Annotated in this window: 22 protein-coding genes, 1 pseudogene and 1 riboswitch; of the genes and pseudogenes, 11 read left to right on the top strand and 12 right to left on the bottom strand. The window is 74.1% G+C overall.

The genetic code is table 11. The annotated features are described in order from the left end of the window. Positions 1 to 181: 181 nt before the first annotated feature. The 5 genes from CD790_RS19450 to CD790_RS19430 all read right to left on the bottom strand — a co-directional run bounded on the left by CD790_RS19450 (position 182) and on the right by CD790_RS19430 (position 5,514). Positions 182 to 1,693, bottom strand: a complete 1,512-nt coding sequence (locus CD790_RS19450; RefSeq protein WP_144384560.1) for a cobyric acid synthase — start codon at positions 1,691 to 1,693, stop codon at positions 182 to 184. Positions 1,694 to 1,760: 67 nt separating this feature from the next. After that, positions 1,761 to 2,771, bottom strand: a complete 1,011-nt coding sequence (locus CD790_RS19445; protein WP_144384559.1) for a cobalamin biosynthesis protein — start codon at positions 2,769 to 2,771, stop codon at positions 1,761 to 1,763. 54 nt (positions 2,772 to 2,825) lie between these two features. Then, positions 2,826 to 2,973: riboswitch (cobalamin riboswitch) on the bottom strand. Positions 2,974 to 3,113: 140 nt separating this feature from the next. After that, a complete protein-coding gene (locus CD790_RS19440) occupies positions 3,114 to 3,365 on the bottom strand; it encodes a hypothetical protein (protein WP_144384558.1) in 252 nt (83 codons plus the stop codon). Positions 3,366 to 3,403: 38 nt separating this feature from the next. Further along, positions 3,404 to 4,627 carry an inorganic phosphate transporter gene (locus tag CD790_RS19435; RefSeq protein WP_144384557.1) on the bottom strand — a complete coding sequence of 408 codons (1,224 nt, stop codon included), beginning with the start codon at positions 4,625 to 4,627 and terminating at the stop codon, positions 3,404 to 3,406. 158 nt (positions 4,628 to 4,785) lie between these two features. Then, positions 4,786 to 5,514: a lysozyme gene (locus CD790_RS19430; RefSeq protein ID WP_144384556.1), complete on the bottom strand. Its 729-nt coding sequence runs from the start codon at positions 5,512 to 5,514 to the stop codon at positions 4,786 to 4,788. 117 nt (positions 5,515 to 5,631) lie between these two features. On the opposite strand from CD790_RS19430, the gene CD790_RS19425 reads away from it, so the two are divergent. The 3 genes from CD790_RS19425 to CD790_RS19415 all read left to right on the top strand — a co-directional run bounded on the left by CD790_RS19425 (position 5,632) and on the right by CD790_RS19415 (position 9,356). Continuing rightward, complete coding sequence (locus CD790_RS19425) at positions 5,632 to 6,312, top strand: class II aldolase/adducin family protein (protein ID WP_186319147.1); 681 nt, start codon at positions 5,632 to 5,634, stop codon at positions 6,310 to 6,312. Positions 6,313 to 6,478: 166 nt separating this feature from the next. Further along, positions 6,479 to 7,612 (top strand): alpha/beta hydrolase, encoded by a 1,134-nt coding sequence (locus tag CD790_RS19420; protein WP_144384555.1) that lies wholly within the window; start codon positions 6,479 to 6,481, stop codon positions 7,610 to 7,612. A 160-nt stretch (positions 7,613 to 7,772) separates the two neighbouring features. Further along, positions 7,773 to 9,356 carry a hypothetical protein gene (locus CD790_RS19415; protein ID WP_144384554.1) on the top strand — a complete coding sequence of 528 codons (1,584 nt, stop codon included), beginning with the start codon at positions 7,773 to 7,775 and terminating at the stop codon, positions 9,354 to 9,356. 230 nt (positions 9,357 to 9,586) lie between these two features. Here the strand turns inward: CD790_RS19415 and CD790_RS19410 are convergent, their stop codons facing one another. Continuing rightward, positions 9,587 to 10,045 carry a VOC family protein gene (locus CD790_RS19410; protein ID WP_144384553.1) on the bottom strand — a complete coding sequence of 153 codons (459 nt, stop codon included), beginning with the start codon at positions 10,043 to 10,045 and terminating at the stop codon, positions 9,587 to 9,589. A gap of 252 nt (positions 10,046 to 10,297) precedes the next feature. Between CD790_RS19410 and CD790_RS19405 the strand changes: the two genes are divergently transcribed. The 3 genes from CD790_RS19405 (at position 10,298) to CD790_RS19395 (ending at position 13,456) form a co-directional block, all read left to right on the top strand. Continuing rightward, the gene (locus CD790_RS19405; RefSeq protein ID WP_144384552.1) at positions 10,298 to 11,896 is read left to right on the top strand and encodes an ABC-F family ATP-binding cassette domain-containing protein; all 1,599 of its coding nucleotides are present in this window, start codon (positions 10,298 to 10,300) and stop codon (positions 11,894 to 11,896) included. A gap of 367 nt (positions 11,897 to 12,263) precedes the next feature. Next, positions 12,264 to 12,485, top strand: a complete 222-nt coding sequence (locus CD790_RS19400) for a helix-turn-helix domain-containing protein (protein WP_030021347.1) — start codon at positions 12,264 to 12,266, stop codon at positions 12,483 to 12,485. A 191-nt stretch (positions 12,486 to 12,676) separates the two neighbouring features. Then, positions 12,677 to 13,456, top strand: coding sequence for an enoyl-CoA hydratase/isomerase family protein (locus tag CD790_RS19395; RefSeq protein ID WP_144384550.1), 780 nt, complete (start codon positions 12,677 to 12,679; stop codon positions 13,454 to 13,456). Positions 13,457 to 13,660: 204 nt separating this feature from the next. Here CD790_RS19395 and CD790_RS19390 read toward each other — a convergent pair whose 3' ends face one another. Beyond that, entirely contained in the window at positions 13,661 to 14,407 is a 747-nt protein-coding gene (locus CD790_RS19390; protein WP_144384796.1) for a hypothetical protein, read from the bottom strand. Between the two features lie 219 nt (positions 14,408 to 14,626). On the opposite strand from CD790_RS19390, the gene CD790_RS19385 reads away from it, so the two are divergent. From CD790_RS19385 to amaP, 5 genes are all read left to right on the top strand, one after another. Beyond that, complete coding sequence (locus CD790_RS19385) at positions 14,627 to 15,112, top strand: Asp23/Gls24 family envelope stress response protein (protein ID WP_144384549.1); 486 nt, start codon at positions 14,627 to 14,629, stop codon at positions 15,110 to 15,112. Positions 15,113 to 15,162: 50 nt separating this feature from the next. Continuing rightward, positions 15,163 to 15,366 carry a hypothetical protein gene (locus tag CD790_RS19380; protein WP_144384548.1) on the top strand — a complete coding sequence of 68 codons (204 nt, stop codon included), beginning with the start codon at positions 15,163 to 15,165 and terminating at the stop codon, positions 15,364 to 15,366. 7 nt (positions 15,367 to 15,373) lie between these two features. After that, on the top strand, positions 15,374 to 15,706 hold the full coding sequence (locus tag CD790_RS19375) for a hypothetical protein (protein ID WP_144384547.1): 333 nt from the start codon (positions 15,374 to 15,376) through the stop codon (positions 15,704 to 15,706). 137 nt (positions 15,707 to 15,843) lie between these two features. Next, a complete protein-coding gene (locus CD790_RS19370; RefSeq protein ID WP_144384795.1) occupies positions 15,844 to 16,560 on the top strand; it encodes a DUF6286 domain-containing protein in 717 nt (238 codons plus the stop codon). Between the two features lie 7 nt (positions 16,561 to 16,567). Further along, a complete protein-coding gene (gene amaP / locus CD790_RS19365) occupies positions 16,568 to 17,173 on the top strand; it encodes an alkaline shock response membrane anchor protein AmaP (protein ID WP_144384546.1) in 606 nt (201 codons plus the stop codon). A gap of 230 nt (positions 17,174 to 17,403) precedes the next feature. Here the strand turns inward: amaP and CD790_RS19360 are convergent, their stop codons facing one another. From CD790_RS19360 to CD790_RS19340, 5 genes and pseudogenes are all read right to left on the bottom strand, one after another. Continuing rightward, complete coding sequence (locus tag CD790_RS19360) at positions 17,404 to 18,159, bottom strand: SDR family oxidoreductase (RefSeq protein WP_144384794.1); 756 nt, start codon at positions 18,157 to 18,159, stop codon at positions 17,404 to 17,406. A gap of 5 nt (positions 18,160 to 18,164) precedes the next feature. Further along, on the bottom strand, positions 18,165 to 19,949 hold the full coding sequence (locus CD790_RS19355; RefSeq protein ID WP_144384545.1) for a glycoside hydrolase family 15 protein: 1,785 nt from the start codon (positions 19,947 to 19,949) through the stop codon (positions 18,165 to 18,167). A 191-nt stretch (positions 19,950 to 20,140) separates the two neighbouring features. Further along, positions 20,141 to 21,043: pseudogene (locus CD790_RS19350) on the bottom strand (SURF1 family protein); the annotation flags it as partial. A 73-nt stretch (positions 21,044 to 21,116) separates the two neighbouring features. Beyond that, the gene (locus CD790_RS19345) at positions 21,117 to 21,350 is read right to left on the bottom strand and encodes a hypothetical protein (protein ID WP_144384544.1); all 234 of its coding nucleotides are present in this window, start codon (positions 21,348 to 21,350) and stop codon (positions 21,117 to 21,119) included. A 93-nt stretch (positions 21,351 to 21,443) separates the two neighbouring features. Next, positions 21,444 to 22,448: a DEDDh family exonuclease gene (locus CD790_RS19340; RefSeq protein WP_144384543.1), complete on the bottom strand. Its 1,005-nt coding sequence runs from the start codon at positions 22,446 to 22,448 to the stop codon at positions 21,444 to 21,446. Positions 22,449 to 22,492 lie beyond the last annotated feature (44 nt).

Genomic DNA, 22,492 nt, shown 5'->3' with positions numbered 1-22,492 from the left:
TTGATCACTCCTTCGGGTGTTTCTCGCTCCGCTGCGGTGATGCGCCCGCGCGGTGGGAGGCGGACGGGCGGTGATGTCCCCGCGCCTGCGGGGGTGACTTCGCCGTCTCCCCTGCCGTGGGCGGCGTGTTCGTCGTCTCCCCGCGCGGACGGGGATGCCACGGGTGGTGCGCTGTGGGCGCTCACGGCGCCCCCGGGGGTATGAACGGCAGCCCCTCGGGGACCCCGTCCTCGATCAGCCGCAGCAGCGCGTCCGTGTCGGCGTGCTCCTCGACCAGGTCGCCGAGCCGGTCGAGCTGTTCCTCGCGCAGGGCTCCGAAGGAGGTGTCCGGGGCGGGGACGAAGGACCGGCCCGCGTCCGCGGCGACGCGGCGCAGGAACGCCCGGCGGAAGCCGTCGCTCTCCAGCGAGCCGTGCCAGTGCGTGCCCCACACGGAGCCGACGCGGCAGCCGTCCAGGAAGGGCTCACCGCCCAGCACCTCGGCGACGCCGTGGTGGATCTCGTAACCCTCCACCCGCTCGCCGAGCGCCTCGCCCACGGGTCGGGCCAGGGTCTTCTCCCGCGCGAAGCGCACCCGCACCGGCAGCAGCCCGAGCCCCTCGACCCGCCCGGCCTTCGACTCGACCTCGTCCTCGATGTGTTCGGACAGCGCCTGGAAGCCGCCGCAGACGCCCAGCACCGGGCGGCCCTCCGCGGCCCGCCGGGCGATCGCGTCCGCGAGCCCGCGCTCGCGCAGCCAGGCCAGCGCCTTCACGGTGCCGCGGGTGCCGGGCACCACCACCAGGTCGGCGTCGACGAGCTCCTCGGGCCGGTCCACGAACCGCACGACCACGCCCGGTTCGGCCGCCAGCGCGTCGACATCGGTGAAGTTGGACATCAGCGGGACGGCGGCGACCGCGACCCGCAGCACGTCGGCGCCGTGCGGCGGGGCCACGACGGACTCCCGGACCGTGCCGCGCAGCGAGACCCGCAGTCCGTCCTCCTCGTCGATGCCGAGGCCGTGCGCGTACGGCAGCACGCCGAACGTGCGGCGCCCGGTCAGCCCGTACAGCATGTCCAACCCCGGCTCCAGAAGCGTCACATCGCCCCGGAACTTGTTGACCAGATAGCCCGCGACCAGCTCCTGGTCCTCGGGCGCGAGCAGCGCCGTCGTGCCGAAGAACTGCGCGAAGACCCCGCCGCGGTCGATGTCCCCGACCACCACCACCGGGAGACGCGCCGCCCGCGCGATCCCCATGTTCACGATGTCGGTACGCCTCAGGTTGATCTCGGCCGGGCTGCCGGCGCCCTCGCAGATGACGGCGTCGTGGGTGCGGCGCAGCTCCGCCAGGCACTCCACGACCGGCTCGAAGAGCTCCTTCTGCCGGTTTCCGTGGTAGCCGCGCGCGCTCATCTCGCCCACCGGCCGGCCCATCAGCACGACCTGGCTGGAGCGGTCGCCGCCCGGCTTCAGCAGCACCGGGTTCATCAGCGCGCTCGGCTCGACGCGGGCCGCCTGTGCCTGCATGGCCTGCGCACGCCCGATCTCGGCGCCCTCGCGCGTCACGAACGAGTTGAGGGACATGTTCTGCCCCTTGAAGGGCGCCACGCTGATCCCCTTGCGGGTGAGCCAGCGGCAGATCCCCGCGGTGACCACGCTCTTGCCGGCATCCGAGGTGGTCCCCGCGACCAGCAGTCCGCCGCCCCCGCTCATCCCTGGCTCCTTCCGGCGGCCGCCGGCCGCACCGTCACCGCGCTGTCGCCACTATCGCCGTGGCGGTTCATACGGCCCCTCCCCGGGAGACGGCCGGCCGCCGACCGGCGCGCGCGCCCCGGAGGGCGGAGCGGGCGGCGGCTCCGGCCAGCCGGCCGGCGATCGAGGCGGTCAGGGCGAGCGCGGCCACCCGGCCGGACAGTCGGGTCGCGCGGGCGATGTCGCGGAACTCCACCGCCCGCCCCTCGGCATTGAGCACCGGCCGGTGCTCGACCCGGCCGCCGTAGGCGAGCGTGCCCCCCAGCCGCACGCCGAGCGCCCCCGCGAACGACGCCTCCACCGGGCCCGCGTTGGGGCTGGGATGAGCGCCCCCGTCGCTCCGCCAGGCGCGCCGCGCCCCGCGCGGGTCGGGGCCGGCGACCGTGGTGAGGGCCGCCGTGAGCCGTGCGCCGGGCCAGCCGGCGAGGTCGTCGAGGCGGGCGGAGGCCCAGCCGAACCGGCGGTAGCGCGGCGATCTGTGGCCCACCATGGCGTCGAGGGTGTTGACCGCGCGGAAGCCGACCAGGCCGGGCACGCCGCCGAGCGCGCCCCACACCAGGGCGCCCACCACCGCGTCGGAGGTGTTCTCGGCGACGGACTCGACGACCGCGCGGGCGATCTGCCGCTCGTCCAGCGCGTGCGGGTCGCGCCCGCACAGGTGCGGCAGCCGCTCCCGGGCCGCGGCGAGGTCCCCGGCGGCGAGCGCCGCCCCGATCGTCTCGGCCTCGCGGCGCAGCGAGGTGCCGCCGAGCACCGCCCAGGTGGCGGCGGCGGTGAGCGCCACCTCGGCGCCGCGGGAGCCGGTGGCGTTCCGTACGGTGCGGGTGAGCAGCGCCGCGGCCGCCGCCGCGCCGCCCGCGCACAGCGCGGTGTACGCCGCGCCGTGGGCGCGGTGGTCGCGCCACAGCAGCCGCTCGGCGGCCGCGGCGGCGCGCCCGAAGGCGGCCACCGGGTGGCCGCGGCGCGGGTCGCCCGCGGCGAGGTCGCCGAGGAAGCCGAGGGCGGCGCCGCACGCGTAGCTGGCGTGGTCGGCACGCATCCGTGTGTGTCCTCACTCAGGGTCCGCGCCCTGGCTCGACGTGACCGGCGACCAGAGTCTCCTGGCTCCCGGATCCGCGCTGCCCCCGGCCTTCCAGCCCTGTGACGCCGTGGACCGTGACGTCGAGCCGTGACCCCTTCGAGGGGGAGCGCTCCCCGGTGACAGTGGCGGGACCGCGCCGGATTCTCACCGGACTTCCTCTGCTGTCGCCGTTTGGCCCCGGAAGTCCACCATGCTGCGGGAACGGCCGTCAACTCACTGTTGACCTGCGCGCGGAGGTGCGGATACGCGTGTGCCCCGGGGCGTGTGTCCCGGGGCACGGAGAAGCGCGCGGCGGTCGGGTCAGCCGCTGACGATGAGGTAGATGCCGTAGGCCACGGCCGCCGCGCACAGTGCGTAGCAGGCGTAGCCGCCGGTCCGCGCGAGCGCGGACGCGACGCCGGAGGTGGCGACCGCCCCGCCGTCGGCGCCCTCGGGTCGCGCCTTGCGCGCCGAGGTGCCGAGGATGCCGAGGGTGAAGACGCCCACCATCGTGACGGTCATCACGAGGGTGACGCCGAAGACCTGGCCGAGGGCCGCCCAGTCGATCTGCATCGAAGTGATTCCTTACCTAGAAGCCGTGAGGGACCGGGTCAGACCGCGGCCTGGGCCGGGGCCGGGGTCGCGGGCTCGGCCTGGCCGGCCGGCGGCGGGGCGACCGACTGCAGCGCGGCGGTGACGACGCCCACCGGCTCGCCGGCGTCGGCGGCCTCCGCACCCATGTCGTTGACGTTGGTGTGGTCCACCGGCTTGCGGCGGGAGGCCAGCCAGATCGCGGTGCAGGCGGCGACGGCGAGCACGGCGACCGCGGTGACGCCGACGTCACCCTGCTTGGCCAGCAGCGCCGCGGCGGCGCCGACCAGGCCGGCGGCCGGCAGCGTCAGGCCCCAGGCGGCGACCATGCGGCCGACGGTCTTCCAGCGGACCACGCCGCCCTTGCGGCCCAGGCCCGCGCCCATGACCGAGCCCGAGCAGACCTGGGTGGTGGAGAGCGCGAAGCCGATGTGGGAGGAGGTCAGGATGGTGACCGCGGCGCCGGTCTGGGCGGCGAAGCCCTGCGGCGGCTGGATGTCGGTGAGGCCCTTGCCCATGGTGCGGATGATCCGCCAGCCGCCCAGGTAGGTGCCGAGGGCGATGGCCAGACCGGCCGAGGCGATGACCCACAGCGGCGGGTCGGCGTCCGGCGCCAGCGCGCCACCGGTGATCAGCGCCAGGGTCATCACACCCATGGTCTTCTGCGCGTCGTTGGTGCCGTGCGCGAGGGAGACCAGCGCGGCCGAGGCGATCTGCCCCGCGCGGTAGCCCTTGGCGGTCGCCTCCGGGTCGGCCTTGCGGGCCGCGCGGTAGGTCAGCCTGGTGGCCAGCAGGGTGGCCAGGCCCGCCACGATCGGGGCCGCGATCGCCGGGATCAGGACCTTCATGACGACCTCGTCGCCGTGGACGGCACCGAAGCCGACCGAGGCGACCGTGGCGCCGATCAGACCACCGAAGAGCGCGTGCGAGGAGCTGGAGGGGAGACCCGCGAGCCACGTCAGCAGGTTCCAGATGATCGCGCCCACCAGGCCCGCGAAGATCACTTCGGGTTGGATGCCGGATTCGTCGATGATGCCCTTGGAGATGGTCGCGGCGACCTCGACGGACAGAAACGCGCCGACGAGGTTGAGGACCGCCGACATGGCCACCGCCGTCTTGGGCTTCAGAGCGCCCGTGGAGATGGTGGTGGCCATGGCGTTGGCCGTGTCGTGGAAGCCGTTCGTAAAGTCGAACACCAAGGCCGTGATGATCACGATCCCGATGAGAAGCGTGATGTGTTCCATTCACCCAGGCAATCGTTCGGTGGTCAGTGGCATGGCGACCGTAGGGATGGTGAGTGAACGGAAGGTGAACTGGCGGGGGTCTCGGGATGACGCGACCCGGGAGGACCCGCAGGTAGGCCGCCGTCCGGTGCGCTCCGGAGTGCGAGATTCCGGCTGATTCACGCCGTTGCGAACCGCTTCAGCTCCGCCGCCGACCCGTTGAAGAGATTCTGGTCACCCGGCAGCCGACCCCGGTCCGCGTACTGCCACAAGGTCGGCCGTCGCCACCCCGCCGGCAGGGGGCCCGGCGAGGCGGCCCAGCGGGCCAGCCAGAGCGGGTGGCCGGAACCGAACGCGGCGCTGTCGCCCGTGCACCGCCGCCACCACTTCGTTGTGGTGTAGATCACCGGCCGCCGTCCGGTCTGCCGCAGCACCTCCTCGCTGAAGGCGCCGATCCAGCGCACCATCTCCGCCCGACCCAGTCCGTAGCAGGGCTGACGTCTGTCGTACGGGTTCCACTCCACGTCCAGCGCGGGCGGCAGCGTCCAGCCGTCCGGGGTCCAGCCCCCGCCGTTCCGGAGGAAGTGGGCGGCCTGCGTCTGCCCGGAGGACAGGTGCGGCACCGCGAAGTGATACGCCCCGCGCAGCAGCCCCGCCTCCCGGGAGGCGGTGTACTGCCGGCCGAAGTAGGGGTTGCGGTACGAGGTGGCCTCGGTCGCCTTGACGTAGACGAAGGCGGCGCCCTTCTCGCGCGCCGCGTCCCAGTCGACGTTCCGCTGGTGCGAGGACACGTCGTGCCCCCGCGGCTTCCCGGCTCCGGCCGCCTGCGGCTGGGCCGGCAGGACCACGGTCAGCGCGGCGGCCAGAAGGGCGAGGACCCGTCGCGGACGGCGGTCGTCACGGGCCATGTGTCCCCCCGGAACGGCGATGCGCGTGACAGAACCTCCGTAGCGTATCGGAAGATCGACATGCCCATGGCAAGTATGAGGTGGGTGTTGCCGCTGCTCATGGACCGGGGCACTGCGATGATCGACGCGGAGGTGGTGGGAGTGACGGCGAGGTCACGAGCGCTCTACACGGCATGGGCCGAGGTGGTGGCCACAGCCCGCCGGAGCACCGCCGACGGCCTGGTCGTCGGCACCTCCGGCAACGTCTCCGCGCGGGTCGGCGACACCGTCCTGGTGACCCCCAGCGGCGTCCCCTACGCGGAACTGGACCCCGACCAGCCGGTCGGCGTGGACCTCGACGGCCGGCGGACCCTGGGCGAGCTGCAACCCACCAGCGAGCTCCCCGTGCACCTGGCGATCTACCGCGCCACCGACGCGGCCGCCGTGGTCCACACCCACGCGGTGCACGCCACCGCCGTCTCCACGCTCGTCGACGAGCTGCCGCCCGTGCACTACATGACCGCCGCCCTGGGCGGCCCGGTGCGGGTCGCCCGCTACGCGCTCTACGGCACCGACGAGCTCGCCACGCACATGCTCGCCGCGCTGCGCGACCGCACCGCCTGCCTGCTGCGCAACCACGGCACCATCGCGTACGGCGCCACCCTGGCCCAGGCGTACGACCGCACCGCGCAACTGGAGTGGATGTGCCGCGTCTGGCTGACCGCCTCCTCGGTCCCCGGCCGCACGCCCACGCTGCTCTCCCCGGCCGAGCTCCGCGCGGCCGCGGCCAAGTTCCGCGACTACGGACAGCCACGGTGACCCGGCGGTCCGCGCACCCCGGGGTTGGTCGCGAGGCGGCGCGGCCTCGGCGTCGAGGCACAGAGGTCTTCGAGGTCCGGGGCGGGCGCCGCCTCGGGAACGGGTGCCTCACTCCAACGGCCCACCCCACTGGCCCCCACCGTCCCTCGTCCCGACACTGAGGTGCATGCGCCCGCGAACAGCGGTGGCCCTGGCCGCCATGACGGTGTTGGGTGCCGGAGCGGCGGCCGTGGTCGCCGGACGGTACGCCGCCGACGCTGCCCTCAGACCGTCGCTCACGCGCCCGCTGCCCCACGACCCCCGCCTGACGGTGCACGCCATCGAACCCGGGCGGATCACCCTCACCCGCACCCTTGCGGCACTGCGCCCCGGCACCTACGGGCTCAGCGGAGCCGCCTCGCACGCCATCGTCGGACCGGTGATCGACGAGGCCCCGCACCCGCCCGACTCCGTCGTACGCCGGCTGGAGCGGATCACGCACGGCACCCTCGGCGCCGGCAGCCGGGTGCGGCTGACCCCGCAGGTCCACATCGGCAACCCGCACGACGCCCTCGGGCTGGAGCACGCGGACGTCGACATCCCCGGAGAGCTCGGCGCGCTGCCCGCCTGGTTCCTGCCCGGGTCCCGCACCACCTGGGTGATCACCGTCCACGGTCTGGGCACCACGCGCGAGCACCCGATGGTCGTGATGCCGTTCCTGCACCGGCACCGGCTCCCGATCCTCGACGTCGCCTACCGCGGCGACGTCGGCGCGCCCGCCCTCGCGGACGGCATCGGCCACCTCGGCGACGCCGAGTGGCGCGACCTGGACGCCGCGATCCGGTACGCGGTGCGCTACGGCGCCGAGCGGATCATCCTGTACGGCTGGTCCGTCGGCGCCACCATGGCGCTGCGGGCCTCCACCAACTCCGCGCTGCGGGGTCGGATCGACGGCCTCGTGCTCGACTCCCCGGTGCTCCACTGGCCGACCACCCTGCGCGCCCTCGCCGCCGCCCGCGGCGTCCCGGCCCCGCTGCTCCCGCTCGCCATCCGCAGCGTCCAGGGCAGGACCGGGCTGCGCGACCCCGGAACCGGCGACGCGGACGCCATCGACCCCGAGCGGCTGACCGTGCCGACGCTCCTCCTGCACGGCCCGGACGACGCCCTCGCGCCCTTCGACCTCTCGCGCGAACTCGCCGCGCGCCGCCCCGACCTGGTCACCCTTCACACCGTCCCGCACGCCCCGCACGCATCGATGTGGAACGCCGACCCGAGGGGCTACGAAGAGGCCCTGCGGCGCTTCCTGACCCCCCACATGTGACGCGGAAGACCCGCCAGGCCCGCGGGCGCGTCGCCCCACGCCGCGCGAGGCCCGCCACCGCCGTCACCGGGACGTCCGGCTACCGCCGCCGCCAGCGGGAACGTAACCGCCAGACGGGTACCGATTGGGCTTTCGGGCCGTCAAGGGCGAGACTGCTTCCGTGACGTCCCGTACTCCGCGCGACTCCCGGCTCCGACTCGTCCCCAAACAGCCGCTCGCCGCCGCCCGCCGGGCCGGGGCGCACCGCGGCCCCAGCCGTCCGGCCCCGCGCCCGCCCGAGGGCACCCCGCCCCCCGCCGAACTGGCCTGGCAGGCCAGGACGGGCCTGGCCGACGCGGTGCGGGTGGCCCGCTGGGCCGTCGCCGAGGGCAGCGCGCCCGGCGCCCTGTCCGTCGAGACCGCCGACCGCGCGGCCGCCGCACTGGGCCTGGGCCCGGACCAGGTGCGCACCGACTGGGATCGGGCCCGGCTGGTGGGCCTGATCGAGCCGCACGGCGGCCGGGCCCGCCCCGGCTGGCGGCTCACCGCCTGGGACCGCGACGACAGCGCCGTGCTGCGCGGCTGGGTCGCCCTCTTCGACGCCTGGTCGCTGGCCCGCCCGGCCCCGGTCGAAGCCGGGCCGACAGCGGTGGCGGAGGTGGTGGAGGCCATCCCGCAGCTGCTCTCCCTGCTCCAGCTCTCCGCGGGTCCGGTGCCGCTCGACACCCTCCTGGACATGCTGCGCCAGCGCGTGGCCGAGCTGCGCACCGAGCGCTGCGAGGTGCCGCCGTACGGGGAGGCGCCCCCGCCCGGCGACGGCGCGCCCGCCGACGGTCCGGCGGGAACCGGCCCCGAAGCCGGTACCGGCACGGAATCCGGAACCGAATCCGGAGCGGAGGCCGGAACCGGAACCGCATCCGGAACCGAATCCGGAACCGAATCCGGCACCCCGCTCGCCGCGCTGCTCGACTGGGCGCTCGGCGCGCTCGCCTCCGTCGGCGCCCTGGTCGTGCGCCACGGCCCCGACGACTGCGGGGGCCACGCGGACGGCCACGTCTCCGAGCCGGGCGGCAGCCGCGCCCCCGAGCCGGGCGCGGCGAACGACCCGCGCCCGCGCGAGGCCGAGCTGACCGCGCTCGGGAACTGGGCGGTGTGGGTCAAGCTGGAGCAGATCTGCGTCGCCGCCCAGAGCCCCGCCGGGAACATCGAGCAGCCCGCCGCCGCCATGCTGCGCGGCTGCGCGCGGTTGACACCCGGCCCCGCCCGCGCCGAGTACCGCGCCTGGCTCGCCGCCCGCCCCGTCGGCAGCGCCGTGACCGAACTCCTCGACGTGGCGCGCGGCGACGACGCGCTCCTGCGCGGCCTGGCCTTCGACGCGCTGCGCGTGGTCGGCGCCCCCGCCGAACCCGCCGTGCGCGCCATCGTCGACGAGCCCGTGCTGCGTCCGTACGCCCTGCTCTGGGTGGCCGAGATCGAGGGCGCCGACCCCGAAGACGCCCTCGACGTGCTCACCCGCGAGGAGGCCACCTGGTTGTGGGTGGACACCGCGGCGGCCGTCTCCGACCACGGCGAGAGCCCGCTGCTCGTACGCCACCTGGAGAGCGCCGTGCAGGGCACCGTCCCCGCCCTCCTGGAGGAGGTGCGCGCCGTCGGCCACCCCCGGACCGTGCAGGTCCTGGTGGCCCTCGCCGCCGCACACCCCGACCCGGCCCTGGCCAAGGCGGTCCGGCGCGCCGCCTTCCAGGTGCACACCGGCAGCGTCTGACCGATCGGTCTCCGAGGGGGCCGGGACACCGCCCGGCCCCCAGCCCCCGTAGCGACCCCGCGCTCCGGCCGGCACCTCCGCGCTCCGGTACTTCGGCGCGGGCACTCACCCGCTCCCACGCTCACTCGCGCGGGCACTCACCCCTCCCACGTTCATGCGCGCCGGCGCTCACCCGCTCCCACGCTCACTCGCGCGGGCGCTCATCCCGCTCCCGCGCGCCGGTGGTCCGCTCAGCCCTCCTCGGCGCCTACGCCCGGCACATAGGTGCCGAAGCTCCAGACGTTGCCCTCGCGGTCCCGCGCCATGTAGTCCCGCGAGCCGTAGTCCTGGTCGGTGGGCTCCATCAGGATCTCCACGCCGTGCTCCCCGGCCCGCTGGAAGTGGGCGTCCACGTCCTGGACGACCACATAGGCGCCGGCGGGCCCGGCGTCGGCCATGGCCTTGGCGAAGCCGCCCTCCCGGTCCTTGGAGCCGAGCATCACCAGGCCGTTGCCGTAGCGGAGCTCGGCGTGCAGCACCCTGCCCTCGTCGTCCTCGTACACATGCACCGTGGTGAAGCCGAACGCCTCCGTCAGCTGCCGGATCGCCGCTTTGGCGTCGCGATACAGCAGCGTCGGACAGATGCTCGGGCCCGCCGCACCGCTCGTCCCAACCGCCCCGGCCGACCCGCCCGTCCCGGTGTTCGCCATGTCACTCACCCTTCGTGGATCCACGATTCTGTGACCTGTCACACAGTCTGGCACCGGGGTCTGACAACACCGGGCCGGTAGCGGCGTCAAGGCCGGTCGGCGGCCCCCTCGGAGCCGTTCGAGGCCGATAAAACGGTTTGCGCTGCCCGCTAAACTGACCCCATGGCATTTCTCCTCGTGCATTAGACGGCGTGGTCCGACCCATCTCCCGTCAGTCCGTTCCCGCCGCCCATCCTGCCCAGGAGTAAATCCGTGATCACCGCCACCGGCGTCGAGCTGCGCGCTGGAGCCCGCGTCCTCATCGAGACGGCGTCCTTCCGCATCGCCAAGGGGGACCGCGTCGGCCTCGTCGGCCGCAACGGAGCGGGCAAGACCACGCTCACCAAGTGCCTCGCGGGTGAAGGCATCCCCGCCGCGGGCACCATCACCCGGTCCGGTGAGGTCGGCTACCTCCCGCAGGACCCGCGCACCGGCGACCTCGACGTGCTCGCCCGTGACCGCATCCTCTCCGCCCGCGGACTCGACACCGTGCTCCGCAAGATGCGCGAGAACGAGGAGCGCATGGCGAACGGCAAGGGCGCCACGCGCGACAGGGCGATGAAGAAGTACGAGCGCCTGGAGACCGAGTTCCTCACCAAGGGCGGTTACGCCGCGGAGGCGGAGGCCGCGACCATCGCCGCCAGCCTCGGCCTGCCCGACCGGGTGATCGGCCAGCCGCTGCACACCCTCTCCGGTGGTCAGCGCCGCCGCGTGGAGCTGGCCCGGATCCTCTTCTCCGACGCCGACACCCTGCTGCTGGACGAGCCGACCAACCACCTGGACGCCGACTCCGTCGTCTGGCTGCGGGACTACCTCAAGACCTATCGCGGCGGCTTCGTGGTGATCTCCCACGACGTCGACCTCGTCGAGACGGTCGTCAACAAGGTCTTCTACCTGGACGCCAACCGCTCGGTCATCGACATCTACAACATGGGCTGGAAGCTCTACCAGGCCCAGCGCGAGGCCGACGAGAAGCGCCGCAAGCGCGAGCGTGCCAACGCCGAGAAGAAGGCCGCCGCACTCAACGCCCAGGCCGACAAGATGCGCGCCAAGGCGACCAAGACCGTCGCCGCGCAGAACATGGCCCGCCGCGCGGAGCGGCTGCTGTCCGGCCTGGAGGAGATGCGCGTCTCCGACAAGGTGGCGAAGCTGCGCTTCCCGGACCCGGCGCCCTGTGGCAAGACCCCGCTGGCCGCGGAGGGCCTGTCCAAGTCCTACGGCTCGCTGGAGATCTTCACCGACGTCGACCTGGCGATCGACAAGGGTTCGCGGGTCGTCATCCTCGGCCTCAACGGCGCGGGCAAGACCACCCTGCTGCGCCTGCTGGCCGGGGTGGAGCAGCCGGACACCGGCGAGGTCACCCCTGGCCACGGTCTGAAGCTCGGCTACTACGCCCAGGAGCACGAGACCCTGGACCCGGACCGCACCGTCCTGGAGAACATGCGCTCCGCCGCGCCCGACCTGGACCTGGTCGACATCCGCAAGACGCTCGGCTCGTTCCTGTTCTCCGGGGACGACGTCGACAAGCCGGCGGGCGTGCTCTCCGGCGGCGAGAAGACCCGGCTGGCGTTGGCCACCCTCGTGGTCTCCTCCGCCAACGTGCTGCTGCTCGACGAGCCCACCAACAACCTCGACCCCGCCAGCCGCGAGGAGATCCTCGGCGCGCTGCGCACCTACGCGGGCGCGGTCGTCCTCGTCACCCACGACGAGGGCGCGGTCGACGCCCTCCAGCCGGAGCGGATCATCCTGCTCCCGGACGGTGTGGAGGACCTGTGGGGTCAGGACTACGCGGACCTCGTCGCCCTCGCCTGAGCCGCTCACCCCGGATCGCCCTCCGGTCTCTTGATCAAGGTGCGATGGATCATTCGGCCGATGGGTGATCCATCATCTGAGTGAGAAGGGCTCATATCGCGGCGCGCCGCAACCGCCCGGCGCGCGCCGCGTGGCACGCGCCGGGTCGTTTCACTCCGTAGCCACTCGTGTGCGCTCTGACCAGGTGCTTCGCGTCCGGATCCGGATGGCGTCATGGCCGGACAGCGCCGGAATATGGCATTCCGCCGCCTCTCGGGCCGCGATTTCGCCGAAGTCTTGTCTCATGGACCTTGCCGAATGGGTGGCCAGGAGGCCGGCTAGGGGTGATCATGAGAGTCCAGAGCGCACTTCCCATGAGGAGGCACGGGTGGCCGAGACTCTGAAGAAGGGCAGCCGGGTGACCGGCGCCGCGCGCGAAAAGCTCGCGGCAGACCTGAAGAAGAAGTACGACTCCGGTGCGAGCATTCGGGCGCTGGCCGAGGAGACCGGACGTTCCTATGGCTTCGTTCACCGGATGCTCAGCGAATCCGGAGTCACGCTGCGTGGTCGCGGTGGCGCGACGCGGGGCAAGAAGGCCGCCTCGGCCTGACGCCTGCCCGGCGCTTCGCGGCGACGGGGCCGTACGGTGCCGGTCGTCGTGTCGTCGGTCGTCCGGCCGTCGGCGGCCGCTGAAAGTCGTTTCCGGTGAAAACGGGCAGTGCCACCCGGTTGATCAACCGGTCGGCCGGGTGGTTACTGTGCAGTTAACTAAAACTGACTGCGGCCCACCGGAGGCTCCCAGTGACCCTGCTCGACAAGGACGGCGTACACCTCACCATCGATGACGCGGTGGCAATCGTAACCCTGCGTAATCCCGCCAAGCGCAATGCCCAGACGCCCGCGCTGTGGCGGGCGCTGGCGGAGGCCGGGCAACTGCTGCCCGGAAGCGTGCGGGTCGTGGTGCTGCGCGGCGAAGGCCCGTCGTTCTCCGCCGGACTCGACCGGCAGGGCTTCACCCCGGAGGGCTTCGACGGGGAGCCGTCGTTCCTCGATCTCGCGCGCTCCACCGACGCCGAGCTGGACGCCGCCATAGCGGGCTACCAGGAGGCGTTCAGCTGGTGGCGGCGGAACGACATCATCTCCATCGCCGCCGTCCAGGGCCATGCCATCGGGGCCGGCTTCCAGCTGGCCCTCGCGTGTGACCTGCGGGTCTGCGCGGACGATGTGCAGTTCGCGATGCGCGAGCCCAGCCTCGGCCTGGTCCCCGACCTCACCGGCACCCATCCGCTGGTCGGGCTGGTGGGCTACGCGCGGGCGCTGGAAATCTGCGCCACCGGCCGCGCGGTCCACGCCGACGAGGCCGAGCGCACCGGCCTCGCCAACCTGGTGGTGCCCGCCGCGGAACTCGACTCCGCCGTTCAGGACCTGGCCGCGGCGCTGCTCGCCGCCCCGCGCGACGCCGTGATCGAGACCAAGGCGCTGCTGCGCGGCGCGGTCGACCGGACCTATGACGAGCAGCGCGCCGCGGAGCGGGCCGCCCAGGCACGCCGACTGCGCGACCTCGCGGGGCTCTCGGACTGAGTCGCCGGCGGGCCGGCCCGGCACGAGCCCCGGCCGACCGTCACGGTTCTCCGGCCGGCCCGTCACGCTTCCCCGGCCGACCGCGACGAGCCCCGGCGGCCCGTCCCGAGCGCCGCCCGTCCCGAACCGGACCTCCCGAGCCTCGCCCGTCCGAGCACCGCCGGCCCGCGCGACGAGCCCCGGTGAGCCCCGGACGCGCGCGCTTCAGGCGTCCACGGCCGTCACCAGCACCGACACCGTCGGGGTGGCGGCCGCTTCCGCCACCGCCGCGCGCACGGCCAGGGCCACGTCCAGCGCGCGGTGGTCGGCGGCGACCGCCAACTGGACCAGCACCGCGAGGGTGCCGTCCGCGCGCTCCTCGATCGTCACCGCGCGCCCCGAGCCCCCCAGGGCGGCGGCCAGGCCGGTCACCCCCGGCACCCCGGCTGTCGCCGCCGCGACGGCGGCCGCGGCGGGCGGAAGGTCCGCCGCCGAGAGGTCCGCCGGTCTGCCGGGCGTGGCCGGCCCACCGGTGTCGCGGCCGCCGGGAGCCTCGACGGCCGGGCCGGCGGGTGGCTCGTCCACCAGTCCCGTGACCCGTAGGTCCACCCTCTCGACCCGGAGCCCCAGCCGCCGTGTCGACGCGGTGTGCAGAGCCGTGCGCAGGGCCTCAGCCGCCTCCGGGATCGGCCGGTCCATGACCGTCGCGAGCGTCGCCTCGACGCGCAACGGGCCCGGCGGCAGCGCGCTCGGCGGGGGCGGGAGCGCCGGCGGCTCCGTGCGCGCCGGGTCGGCCAGGCCGATCCGCAGCCTGTCCAGCCGTACGCCGGGCACCGCGCGGGCAGCGGCGCGCAGCACCCCGTCCGCGGCGCGCTCGGTCAGCCAGGCGCCGTCCGCGGGACCGCCCAGTGGTAGCAGCCGGCCGATGCCGAGCTGTTCCCGCACCGTCCGCGCCAGCCGGTCGGCGACCACGGCCGTCACCCCTTTTCTCACCCGACGCCCGTACCTGCGCCCAGCCTGCCGCACACCGGGGGAGCCGGGCGGACGACCCACCCGTTCGAGCGGCGGGGTCGCACGTGTGCCACATCGTTGGAGCGTGTCGGGGGCGGCGCGTTTAGGGTGGCAAGAGGAGCGGCGTGTTCCGCCCCTCGGATCTTCCTTCGGATCTTCCTTCGGAAGGGGTGATCGGCGATGACCGACACCGCACCACGGAACCGGCCCGAGAACGAGAACGAGCCGCGCGAATCTCTCAGGAAGTCAGGTGGTGGCCAGCCGACCCGGAGGGGCGGCGGCGACCCGGGTTCGCGCGGCAGGACGACCATCGCCGACGGTGTGGTCGAGAAGATCGCCGGCCTGGCGGCCCGGGACGTCGAGGGAGTGCACACCACCGGCAGCGGCATGGCGCGCACCTTCGGTGCCATGCGGGACCGGGTGCCCGGCGGCGGCCGCTCGGTGACCCGCGGCGTGCGGGCCGAGGTGGGCGAGGTGCAGACGGCTCTCGACCTGGACATCGTCGTGGACTACGGCTATTCCATCGGCGATGTCGCCCGCAATGTGCGGGAGGACGTGATCTCCGCGGTGGAGCGGATGACCGGCCTCGAGGTGGTCGAGGTCAACATCGCGGTCAGCGATGTGAAGCTGCCCGAGGAGGAGGAAGAGGAGCCGCGGATCCAGTAGCGGCCTGAGGACCGACGGCCGTGGGGCCGCCGGACGAGGGGAGCGGAAACGTGAGCATGGCTGTGATCGGGCTGATCGCCGGAATGGGCCTCGGCTTCGCCGGGTACTTCGGTGGCTTCGGAGCGTTCTTGCTGGTAGCGGCGTTGGGAGCGGTCGGGTTCGTGGTCGGCCGGGTGCTGGACGGCGACCTGGAGCCGGGCGACCTCTTCCGCAGCCGCGAGTCCCGCGAGCGCGAAGAGCGCAGGGGTCGGTGAGGGCAGAGTGGTCGAGCCCGCCGAGCGCGGTGCCACACGCATCGCGGACCGGGTCGTCGCGAAGATCGCCTCACAGGCGGCACGGGAGGCGCTGCGCGAGGGCCCCACGGCGCCACGGCCGCACGCCGTGGTCGCCGTGCGGGACCACGTGGTGCGGGTCCGGGTCACGGTGGAGCTCGGCTATCCGTCCGACATCGGCACGCAGTGCGGTGCGGTGCGCCGTCAGGTCACCGAACGGGTGGGCCACTTGGCCGGCATGGAGGTGCCCGAGGTGGCGGTCACGGTCGAACGGCTGCACGCGCCGCAGCTGACGCGCGTGGGCGGGGGGCGTGTCCGGTGAGCGACCGCACGGGCGACGCGGGCCGTACGAACGACCCGGACGACACGGGCGGCACCAGCCGTTCGGCCGCCCCGGACGGTGCGGGCCGCACCAGCGCCCCGGAAGGCCCGGCGGGAGGCACGGGCCGTACCGGCGACCTGGGCGTCGCCGCCCGCACGGGCGACCCCGGAGATTCCCGCCCTACGGGCGGTACGCGGGGCGCGGGCGACGCGCGAGGGAACGGCGGTCCGGGGGCGGGTGTCGAGGCGGCTGGTGCGGCGCCGCCCGAGAAGCCCGCTCCGGGCGAGCCCGCGCCCGGCTCCGTGCGCCCGCGCCCGGTTCGGCGGTTCTGGTCCACGCGCCGGGTGCCCGCCGCCATCGTCGCGGCGTTGGTGCTGGCCGGCACCGGCCTGCTCCTCTACGACGTGGCGGCGGTGCGCGCCGGACGCCCCGCGATGCGCTGGCGCCGAGAGCTGGCCGACGAACTCGCCACCCGGCCGCTCGACAGCGGCTGGGTGGTGGGCGCGGCCGCCGTGGTGCTGCTGGTGGGCTGCTGGCTGGTGGTGCTCGCCGTGACCCCGGGGCTGCGGAGACTGCTGCCGATGCGGCGGGACAGCCCCGACGTGCGCGCCGGGCTCGACCGCGGGGCGGCCGGACTGGTGCTGCGCGACCGCGCGATGGAGGTGGCGGGAGTCCGCTCCGTCCGCGTCGACGTGGGGCGCCGCCGGGTGCGGGCGCGGGTCGTCTCGCACTTCCGGGACCTGGACGACGTACGGGCGGATCTCGACAGAGTGCTCGCCGAGGGAGTACGGCAGCTGGGCCTGGCCCGGCAACCCGCGCTCTCGCTGCGGGTCCGGCGGCCATCGAAGGGGTGAGCGGAGCGTGCTGCGGACGGTCAACCGAGTGCTGGTCGGGTTGGTGGGGCTGGCGCTGGTCCTGCTGGGCGGCGCGGTCCTGGTCGCCGGGTTGGACCTGCGGCGACGCTGGGGGATCGCGGAGGACGTGTGGTGGCCGTTCGCCGGCCCCCACGATGTGCCGCTCAGCCGGGCCGACCGGACCCGGTGGCGCGACCAGGGATGGTGGTGGCCGGCGGTCATCGGCTGCCTGGGCGCGGTCCTGCTGCTCGCCCTGTGGTGGCTGCTGGCGCAGCTACGGCGGCGCCAGTTGGGGGAGGTCGCGGTCGGCGCCGACGACATCGAGGCCGGTGCCGCCGCGGTGGTGCGCGGGCGGGCGTTGGAGGCGGTCATGGCGGCGGACGCCGAGTCGCTGGACGGGGTCGAGCGGGCCCGTGTCGTCCTGCGCGGGCGGCGTACGGCGCCCGAGGCACGGGTGGCGCTGATGCTCGCCGCGCGGGCGCAGCCGGTGCGCGCCCTGGAACAGGTGCGGGGCGAGGTGCTCGAGCACGCCCGCTCCTCCGTGGGGCTGGCGCGGCTCCCGACAGAGGTACGGGTGCGCGCGGTCCGCCACGGGGCGGAACGGGTCAGCTGACGGCGCGCGCCGGCGCCCTCGGCCGAGGGAAGCCGACCGGGTGTCGGCCGGCGGTGGCTCGTGCGCGACTACGGCCGGGGGCGGCCGGGCATGACGGCAATGGCGCCCCCGGCATGGGCCGAAGCATGGCGCCTCCGGACATGGGCCCGGAGCATGGCGCCCCCGGGCATGGGCCCGGGGACATGGCCCCGGGCCGCGCGCGGCGCGAGCGGTTCGCGGGGGCGGTGGTTTCAGAGTGCGTGCAGTGCGCCGCCGTCGACCGGAAGCATCAGGCCCGTGAGGTAGGAGGCGGCGGGGGAGAGCACGAAGGCGGCCGCCTTGCCGAACTCCTCCGGCGTACCGTAGCGGCGCAGCGGGATCGCCTCGCTGTTGCGGCGCCGGGCGGCCGCCTCGTCCCCGGACAGGGCGTCGAGTTCGCGCACCCGGTCGGTGTCGATACGGGCCGGGAGCAGTCCGACGACGCGGATGCCGCGCGGGCCGAGCTCCACCGAGAGGGACTTGGCGAACCCCGCCAGCCCCGGGCGCAGACCGTTGGAGATGGTCAGGCCGGGGATCGGTTCGCGGACGGAGCCGGAGAGGACGAAGCCGATCACTCCGCCCGCGGAGAGCGCGTCGGCCGCGGTGCGGGCCAGCCGGACCGCCCCGAGGAAGACCGACTCGAACGCCGACTGCCACTGCTCGTCGGTGTTGTCCGCGAGCCGGCCGGCGGGCGGGCCGCCGACGCTGACGAGGATGCCGTCGAAGCCGCCGAAGCGCTCCCGGGCGTGGGCGATCAGGCGCTCGGCGGCGTCCGGGTCGGCGTTGTCGGCGGCCACGCCGAAGGCGTTCGGGCCGAGCTCGGCGGCGGCGCGCTCCACGGACTTCTCGTCGCGCCCGGTGAGGACCACCTTCGCGCCGTCGGCCACCAGCTCGCGGGCGGTGGCGTTGCCGAGTCCACGGGTGGCTCCGGTGATGACGTACACACGGTCTTTGAGGCCAAGATCCATGGGGGTCAGTCTGCCGTGGCGGTGGAGGCGAGGGTAAGGGCGGTGTTCACCAGACCGATGTGGCTGAACGCCTGCGGGAAGTTGCCGAGCGCGCGGTCGGCGGTCACATCGTGCTCCTCCGCCAGCAGCCCCACGTCGTTGCGGAGGTCCAGCAGCCGGTCGAAGAGGGCGCGGGCCTCCTTGCCGCGGCCGCTCAGCTGCAGGGCGTCGGCCAGCCAGAACGAGCAGGCGATGAACGCTCCCTCGGTGCCGGGCAGCCCGTCCACGTTGTCGCCTTCGAGGCTGTAGCGGCGGATGAGACCGCCGTGGTCCAGCTGGCGACGTACCGCGTCGATGGTGCCGGTCACGCGGGGGTCGGTGGCGGGCAGGAAGCCGACCCGCGGGATGAGCAGGGTGGCGGCGTCCAGCTCGACGGAGCCGTAGGACTGGGTGAAGGTGTTGCGCTCGCGGTCGTAGCCGCGCTCGCAGACCTCCTTGTGGACCGCGTCGCGCATGGCCCGCCAGCGGTCCCCGTCGCCGGGGAGGGCGGGGTGGGCCTCGATGGAGCGCACCGCGCGGTCGGCGGCGACCCAGGCCATCACCTTGGAGTGCACGAAGTGGCGGCGTCCGCCGCGGACCTCCCACAGCCCCTCGTCGGGGTCGCGCCAGGCGGACTCGAGGAAGTCCATCAGGGCGCGCTGGAGGTTCCAGGCGTGCGGCTGGCCGGGCAGCCCGGAGGTGCGGGCGAGGAAGAGGGCGTCCAGCACTTCTCCGTAGACGTCGAGCTGGAGCTGGTTGACGGCGGCGTTGCCGATCCGGACCGGGGCCGAGTCGGCGTAACCGCCCAGCCAGGGCAGCTCGCACTCGGGCAGCCGGCGCTCGCCCGCCAGGCCGTACATGATCTGGAGGTCGGCCGGGTCGCCGGCGATGGCGCGCAGCAGCCAGTCCCGCCAGGCGCGGGCCTCCTCCTGGTAGCCGGCCGAGAGCAGGACGTTCAGGGTGAGCGCGGAGTCCCGCAGCCAGCAGTATCGGTAGTCCCAGTTGCGCACGCCGCCGAGGGCCTCGGGGAGGGAGGTGGTGGGCGCGGCGGCGATGCCGCCGGTGGGGGCGTAGGTGAGGGCCTTGAGGGTGATCAGCGAGCGGATCACGGCCTCGCGGTCGGGGCCGGAGTAGCGGCAGCGGGCGGACCACGCCTGCCAGTCGTGGAGGCTGGTGCGCAGTGCCTGGTGTGGATTGACCAGGCGCGGGCGGGCGTGGTGGGAGGGGTGCCAGGTGAGGACGAAGGTCACCTTCTCGCCGGCGGACACGGTGAACTCGGAGCGGGTGCTGAAGTCCTGGCCGTAGGTGTGCACGGCGGGCTCGGAGCGCAGCCACACCGAGTCGGGGCCGGCGACGGCGACCCGGTGGTCGTCGCTGCGGCGCACCCAGGGGACGACCCGCCCGTAGTCGAAGCGCAGCCGCAGCACGCCGAGCATGTCGACGCGGCCGGAGACGCCCTCGACGACGCGGATGACGTCGGGGGCGCGGTCGCGCTGCGGCATGAAGTCGGTGACCTTGACGGTGCCGGCCGCGGTCTCCCAGACGGACTCCAGGATCAGGGAGTCCTGGAGGTACGCGCGCCGGGTGCAGGGGCCGCCGTCGACCGGGGCGAGCCGCCAGTGGCCGTTGTCCCGGTCGCCGAGCAGGGCGGCGAAGCAGGCGCCCGAGTCGAAGCGGGGCAGGCACAACCAGTCGATCGAACCGTCGCGGCCGACGAGGGCGGCCGTCTGGTGGTCGCCGATGAGCGCGTAGTCCTCGATGCGTTGACCCACACAGAGACGTTTGCCCGAGAGGCGCCGGGCTAGTCCGCGGAGCCTGCTGTTTGGGCGACTTCGCGGCTTTCATCCGCCTTTGCGGTGCCGGTGCTGCCAGCGGTGCCGGTGCCGGTGCCGGTGCCGCCGGCGGTGGCGGTGGCGTCGGTGTCGGTGTCGGTGTCGGTGGTGGCGGGCTCGGTGTCGGTCTCCGTGGCGGGTTCGTTCTCCGCCGCCGGAGCCTTGTCGGCCGGAGTCTCGTCAGCCGGAGTCTTGTCGGCCGGGGCCTTCTCGGCGGCCTTCGCCTTCTCCCTGGCCTCCTTGGCCTCCTTCGCGGCCGCCTCCGCGCGGTCGCGAAGCTCGCGGCGGAAGAGGACCACCCAGCCGATGGGGACGCCCGCGGTGAAGAGCCACCACTGGATCGCGTACGCCATGTGGGAGCCGATGCTGCTGTGGTCGGGCTCCTCGACCGGGGTGGGCTGCTCACGGCCGGCGGGAGAGGACTTGATCAGCTCCAGGTAGCCGCCGAGGGCGGGGCGGCCGAGCGGCTCGGCCAGCCGTTCGCTGTTGATCAGCATCACCTGGCGCTCGGGCAGCCCGGACTTGTCCTTGATGCCGCTGTTCCCGGTCGTCTCGTCGGCCCGGAGCCGGCCGGTGACGGTGACCTCGCCGCGCGGGGGCGCGGGGACCTCCGGGAACTTGGTGAGGTCGCCGCCCGGCGGGATCCAGCCCCGGTTGACCATGACCACCGCGCCGTCGCCCTTGACGCCGTCCTTGCCGCCGCCCTTGAGCAGCAGCGGGGTGACGACGAAGTAGCCGACCGCCTCGTTGGCGCCCGTGCGCTGGCGGACGACGACCTCGTGCCGGGTGTCGTAGGTGCCGGTGGCGGTCACCGTGCGCCAGGTGGCCGCGCGGTCCACCGGGCGGCCGGGGGCGGTCAGCTCGCCGACCGGGACGGCCGGGGACTTGAGGCTCTCGGCGATCAGCTCGTTGTGCGCTACCCGGTTCTGGTGCCGGTGGAACTGCCAGAATCCCAGCTCGATCATGGAGGGAATCAGGACAAGTCCCACGAGGGTGAGGATCACCCATTGCCGGGACAACAGGAAGCGGTACACCCCACGACCGTACAACTTGGCCGTGGGGCGTGTGCGGGGAGGGTGGCCCCAGCCGCCGCGGCCGGGGCGGCGGCTAGACGTGATCGACGATGCCCACCTTCCCCTCCGCGCGGGCGCAGTGCGCCCCGCAGTAGAAGTGGCCGTCGGCCTCCACGCCCTGGCCGATGATCTGACAGCGGCAGTGTTCGCAGATCGGCGCCATGCGGTGGATGGCGCAGGCGAAGCAGTCGAAGACGTGCACCGCGCCCGCGGCGCGCACCTCGAACGTCATCCGGTAGTCGTTTCCGCAGACCTCACAACGTCCCATGCGCCACAGCATGCGGCTCCGCCCGGTGGTGGCCGACCGGCGGACGGGCGCGTCGCGCCGACATTCACCTGATCGTCGTCTCGGCGCCGTGGGTCAGCCGGACGCCGACGGCTTCGCGGGCACCACGTGCTGGAGCAGCTGCGTGAAGGCGGCCTCGTCGATCACCGGGGTGCCGTAGGCGCGGGCCTTGACGACCTTGCTGGTGGGGGAGCCGGGGTCGTTGGTGACCAGCACGCTGGTGAGCCGGGACACACTGGTCGCGACGTGCAGCCCGGCTGCGACGGCCCGGTCCTCCAGCAGCTCGCGGTCGACGGAGGTGTCTCCGGAGAAGGCCACCCGCATGCCCTGCTTCAGCTGCTCGCCCGGCTCATAGCGCCCGGGGTTGGGGTAAGGGCAGGCGGGCCGCTTGCGGCTGGGGCGCCAGCTGCCCGAGGAGGACGAGCGCTGGCGGCCGATCCCGGCGTACGAGCCGCCGGTGGCGGCGGATCCCTCGGCCCACTCGGTGAGCGGCTGGCAGGCGAGCAGGGGGAGCCGTAGACCGGACGCGGCGGCGGTGCGCAGGCTGGGCCGGAAGGTCTCGGCGAGCACCCGCGCGTCGTCCAGCGCGTGGTGGGCGCGCTCCTGCGCCACGCCGTAGTGCGCGGCCAGCGACTCCAGCTTGTGGTTGGGGAGCGGCAGCCCGAGCTCCTTGGAGAGCGCGATGGTGCAGAGCCGCTGCCGGACCGGTGGGGTGGCCCGGGCCCGGGCGTACTCCCGGGCGATCATCGACCAGTCGAAGACGGCGTTGTGGGCGACGAGCACCCGGTCGGCGAGGCGCGCGGACAGCTCGCCGACGATCTCCGGGAAGAGCGGGGCGTCGGCCAGCACCTCGCGGGTGAGCCCGTGGATCCACACGGGGCCGGGATCGCGCTGCGGATTGACCAGCGTGTACCAGTGGTCCTGGACCTCGCCCCGGGCGTCCAGCTGGTACACGGCAGCCGACACTATCCGGTCGTCCCGGCTGAGGCCGGTGGTCTCCACGTCGACGACCGCGTACCCCTCGGGGTACGCGGTCGGCCATGGATTCGGCGATGCGGCTGCCATGCGGTCTTCGAGCATGGTCCCTGAGGATACGGGCCACCGCTGACAGTGACGGACGGCCA

Source organism: Streptomyces sp. SAJ15 (assembly GCF_007595705.1).
Lineage (GTDB): Bacteria > Actinomycetota > Actinomycetes > Streptomycetales > Streptomycetaceae > Streptomyces.
The sequence above is the reverse complement of the archived record's forward strand: the minus strand, read 5'-3'. Positions and strand labels throughout refer to the sequence as shown.

Bases quoted from the DNA above. Each gene is read 5' to 3' on its own strand.
- CD790_RS19425 (WP_186319147.1), top strand. From the start codon at position 5,632: ATGATCGACGCGGAGGTGGTGGGAGTGACGGCGAGGTCACGAGCGCTC.
- CD790_RS19430 (WP_144384556.1), bottom strand. From the start codon at position 5,514: ATGGCCCGTGACGACCGCCGTCCGCGACGGGTCCTCGCCCTTCTGGCC.
- CD790_RS19420 (WP_144384555.1), top strand. From the start codon at position 6,479: ATGCGCCCGCGAACAGCGGTGGCCCTGGCCGCCATGACGGTGTTGGGT.
- CD790_RS19385 (WP_144384549.1), top strand. From the start codon at position 14,627: ATGACCGACACCGCACCACGGAACCGGCCCGAGAACGAGAACGAGCCG.
- CD790_RS19440 (WP_144384558.1), bottom strand. From the start codon at position 3,365: ATGCAGATCGACTGGGCGGCCCTCGGCCAGGTCTTCGGCGTCACCCTC.
- CD790_RS19345 (WP_144384544.1), bottom strand. From the start codon at position 21,350: ATGGGACGTTGTGAGGTCTGCGGAAACGACTACCGGATGACGTTCGAG.
- CD790_RS19340 (WP_144384543.1), bottom strand. From the start codon at position 22,448: ATGCTCGAAGACCGCATGGCAGCCGCATCGCCGAATCCATGGCCGACC.
- CD790_RS19435 (WP_144384557.1), bottom strand. From the start codon at position 4,627: ATGGAACACATCACGCTTCTCATCGGGATCGTGATCATCACGGCCTTG.
- CD790_RS19445 (WP_144384559.1), bottom strand. From the start codon at position 2,771: ATGCGTGCCGACCACGCCAGCTACGCGTGCGGCGCCGCCCTCGGCTTC.
- CD790_RS19450 (WP_144384560.1), bottom strand. From the start codon at position 1,693: ATGAGCGGGGGCGGCGGACTGCTGGTCGCGGGGACCACCTCGGATGCC.
- CD790_RS19410 (WP_144384553.1), bottom strand. From the start codon at position 10,045: ATGGCGAACACCGGGACGGGCGGGTCGGCCGGGGCGGTTGGGACGAGC.
- CD790_RS19360 (WP_144384794.1), bottom strand. From the start codon at position 18,159: ATGGATCTTGGCCTCAAAGACCGTGTGTACGTCATCACCGGAGCCACC.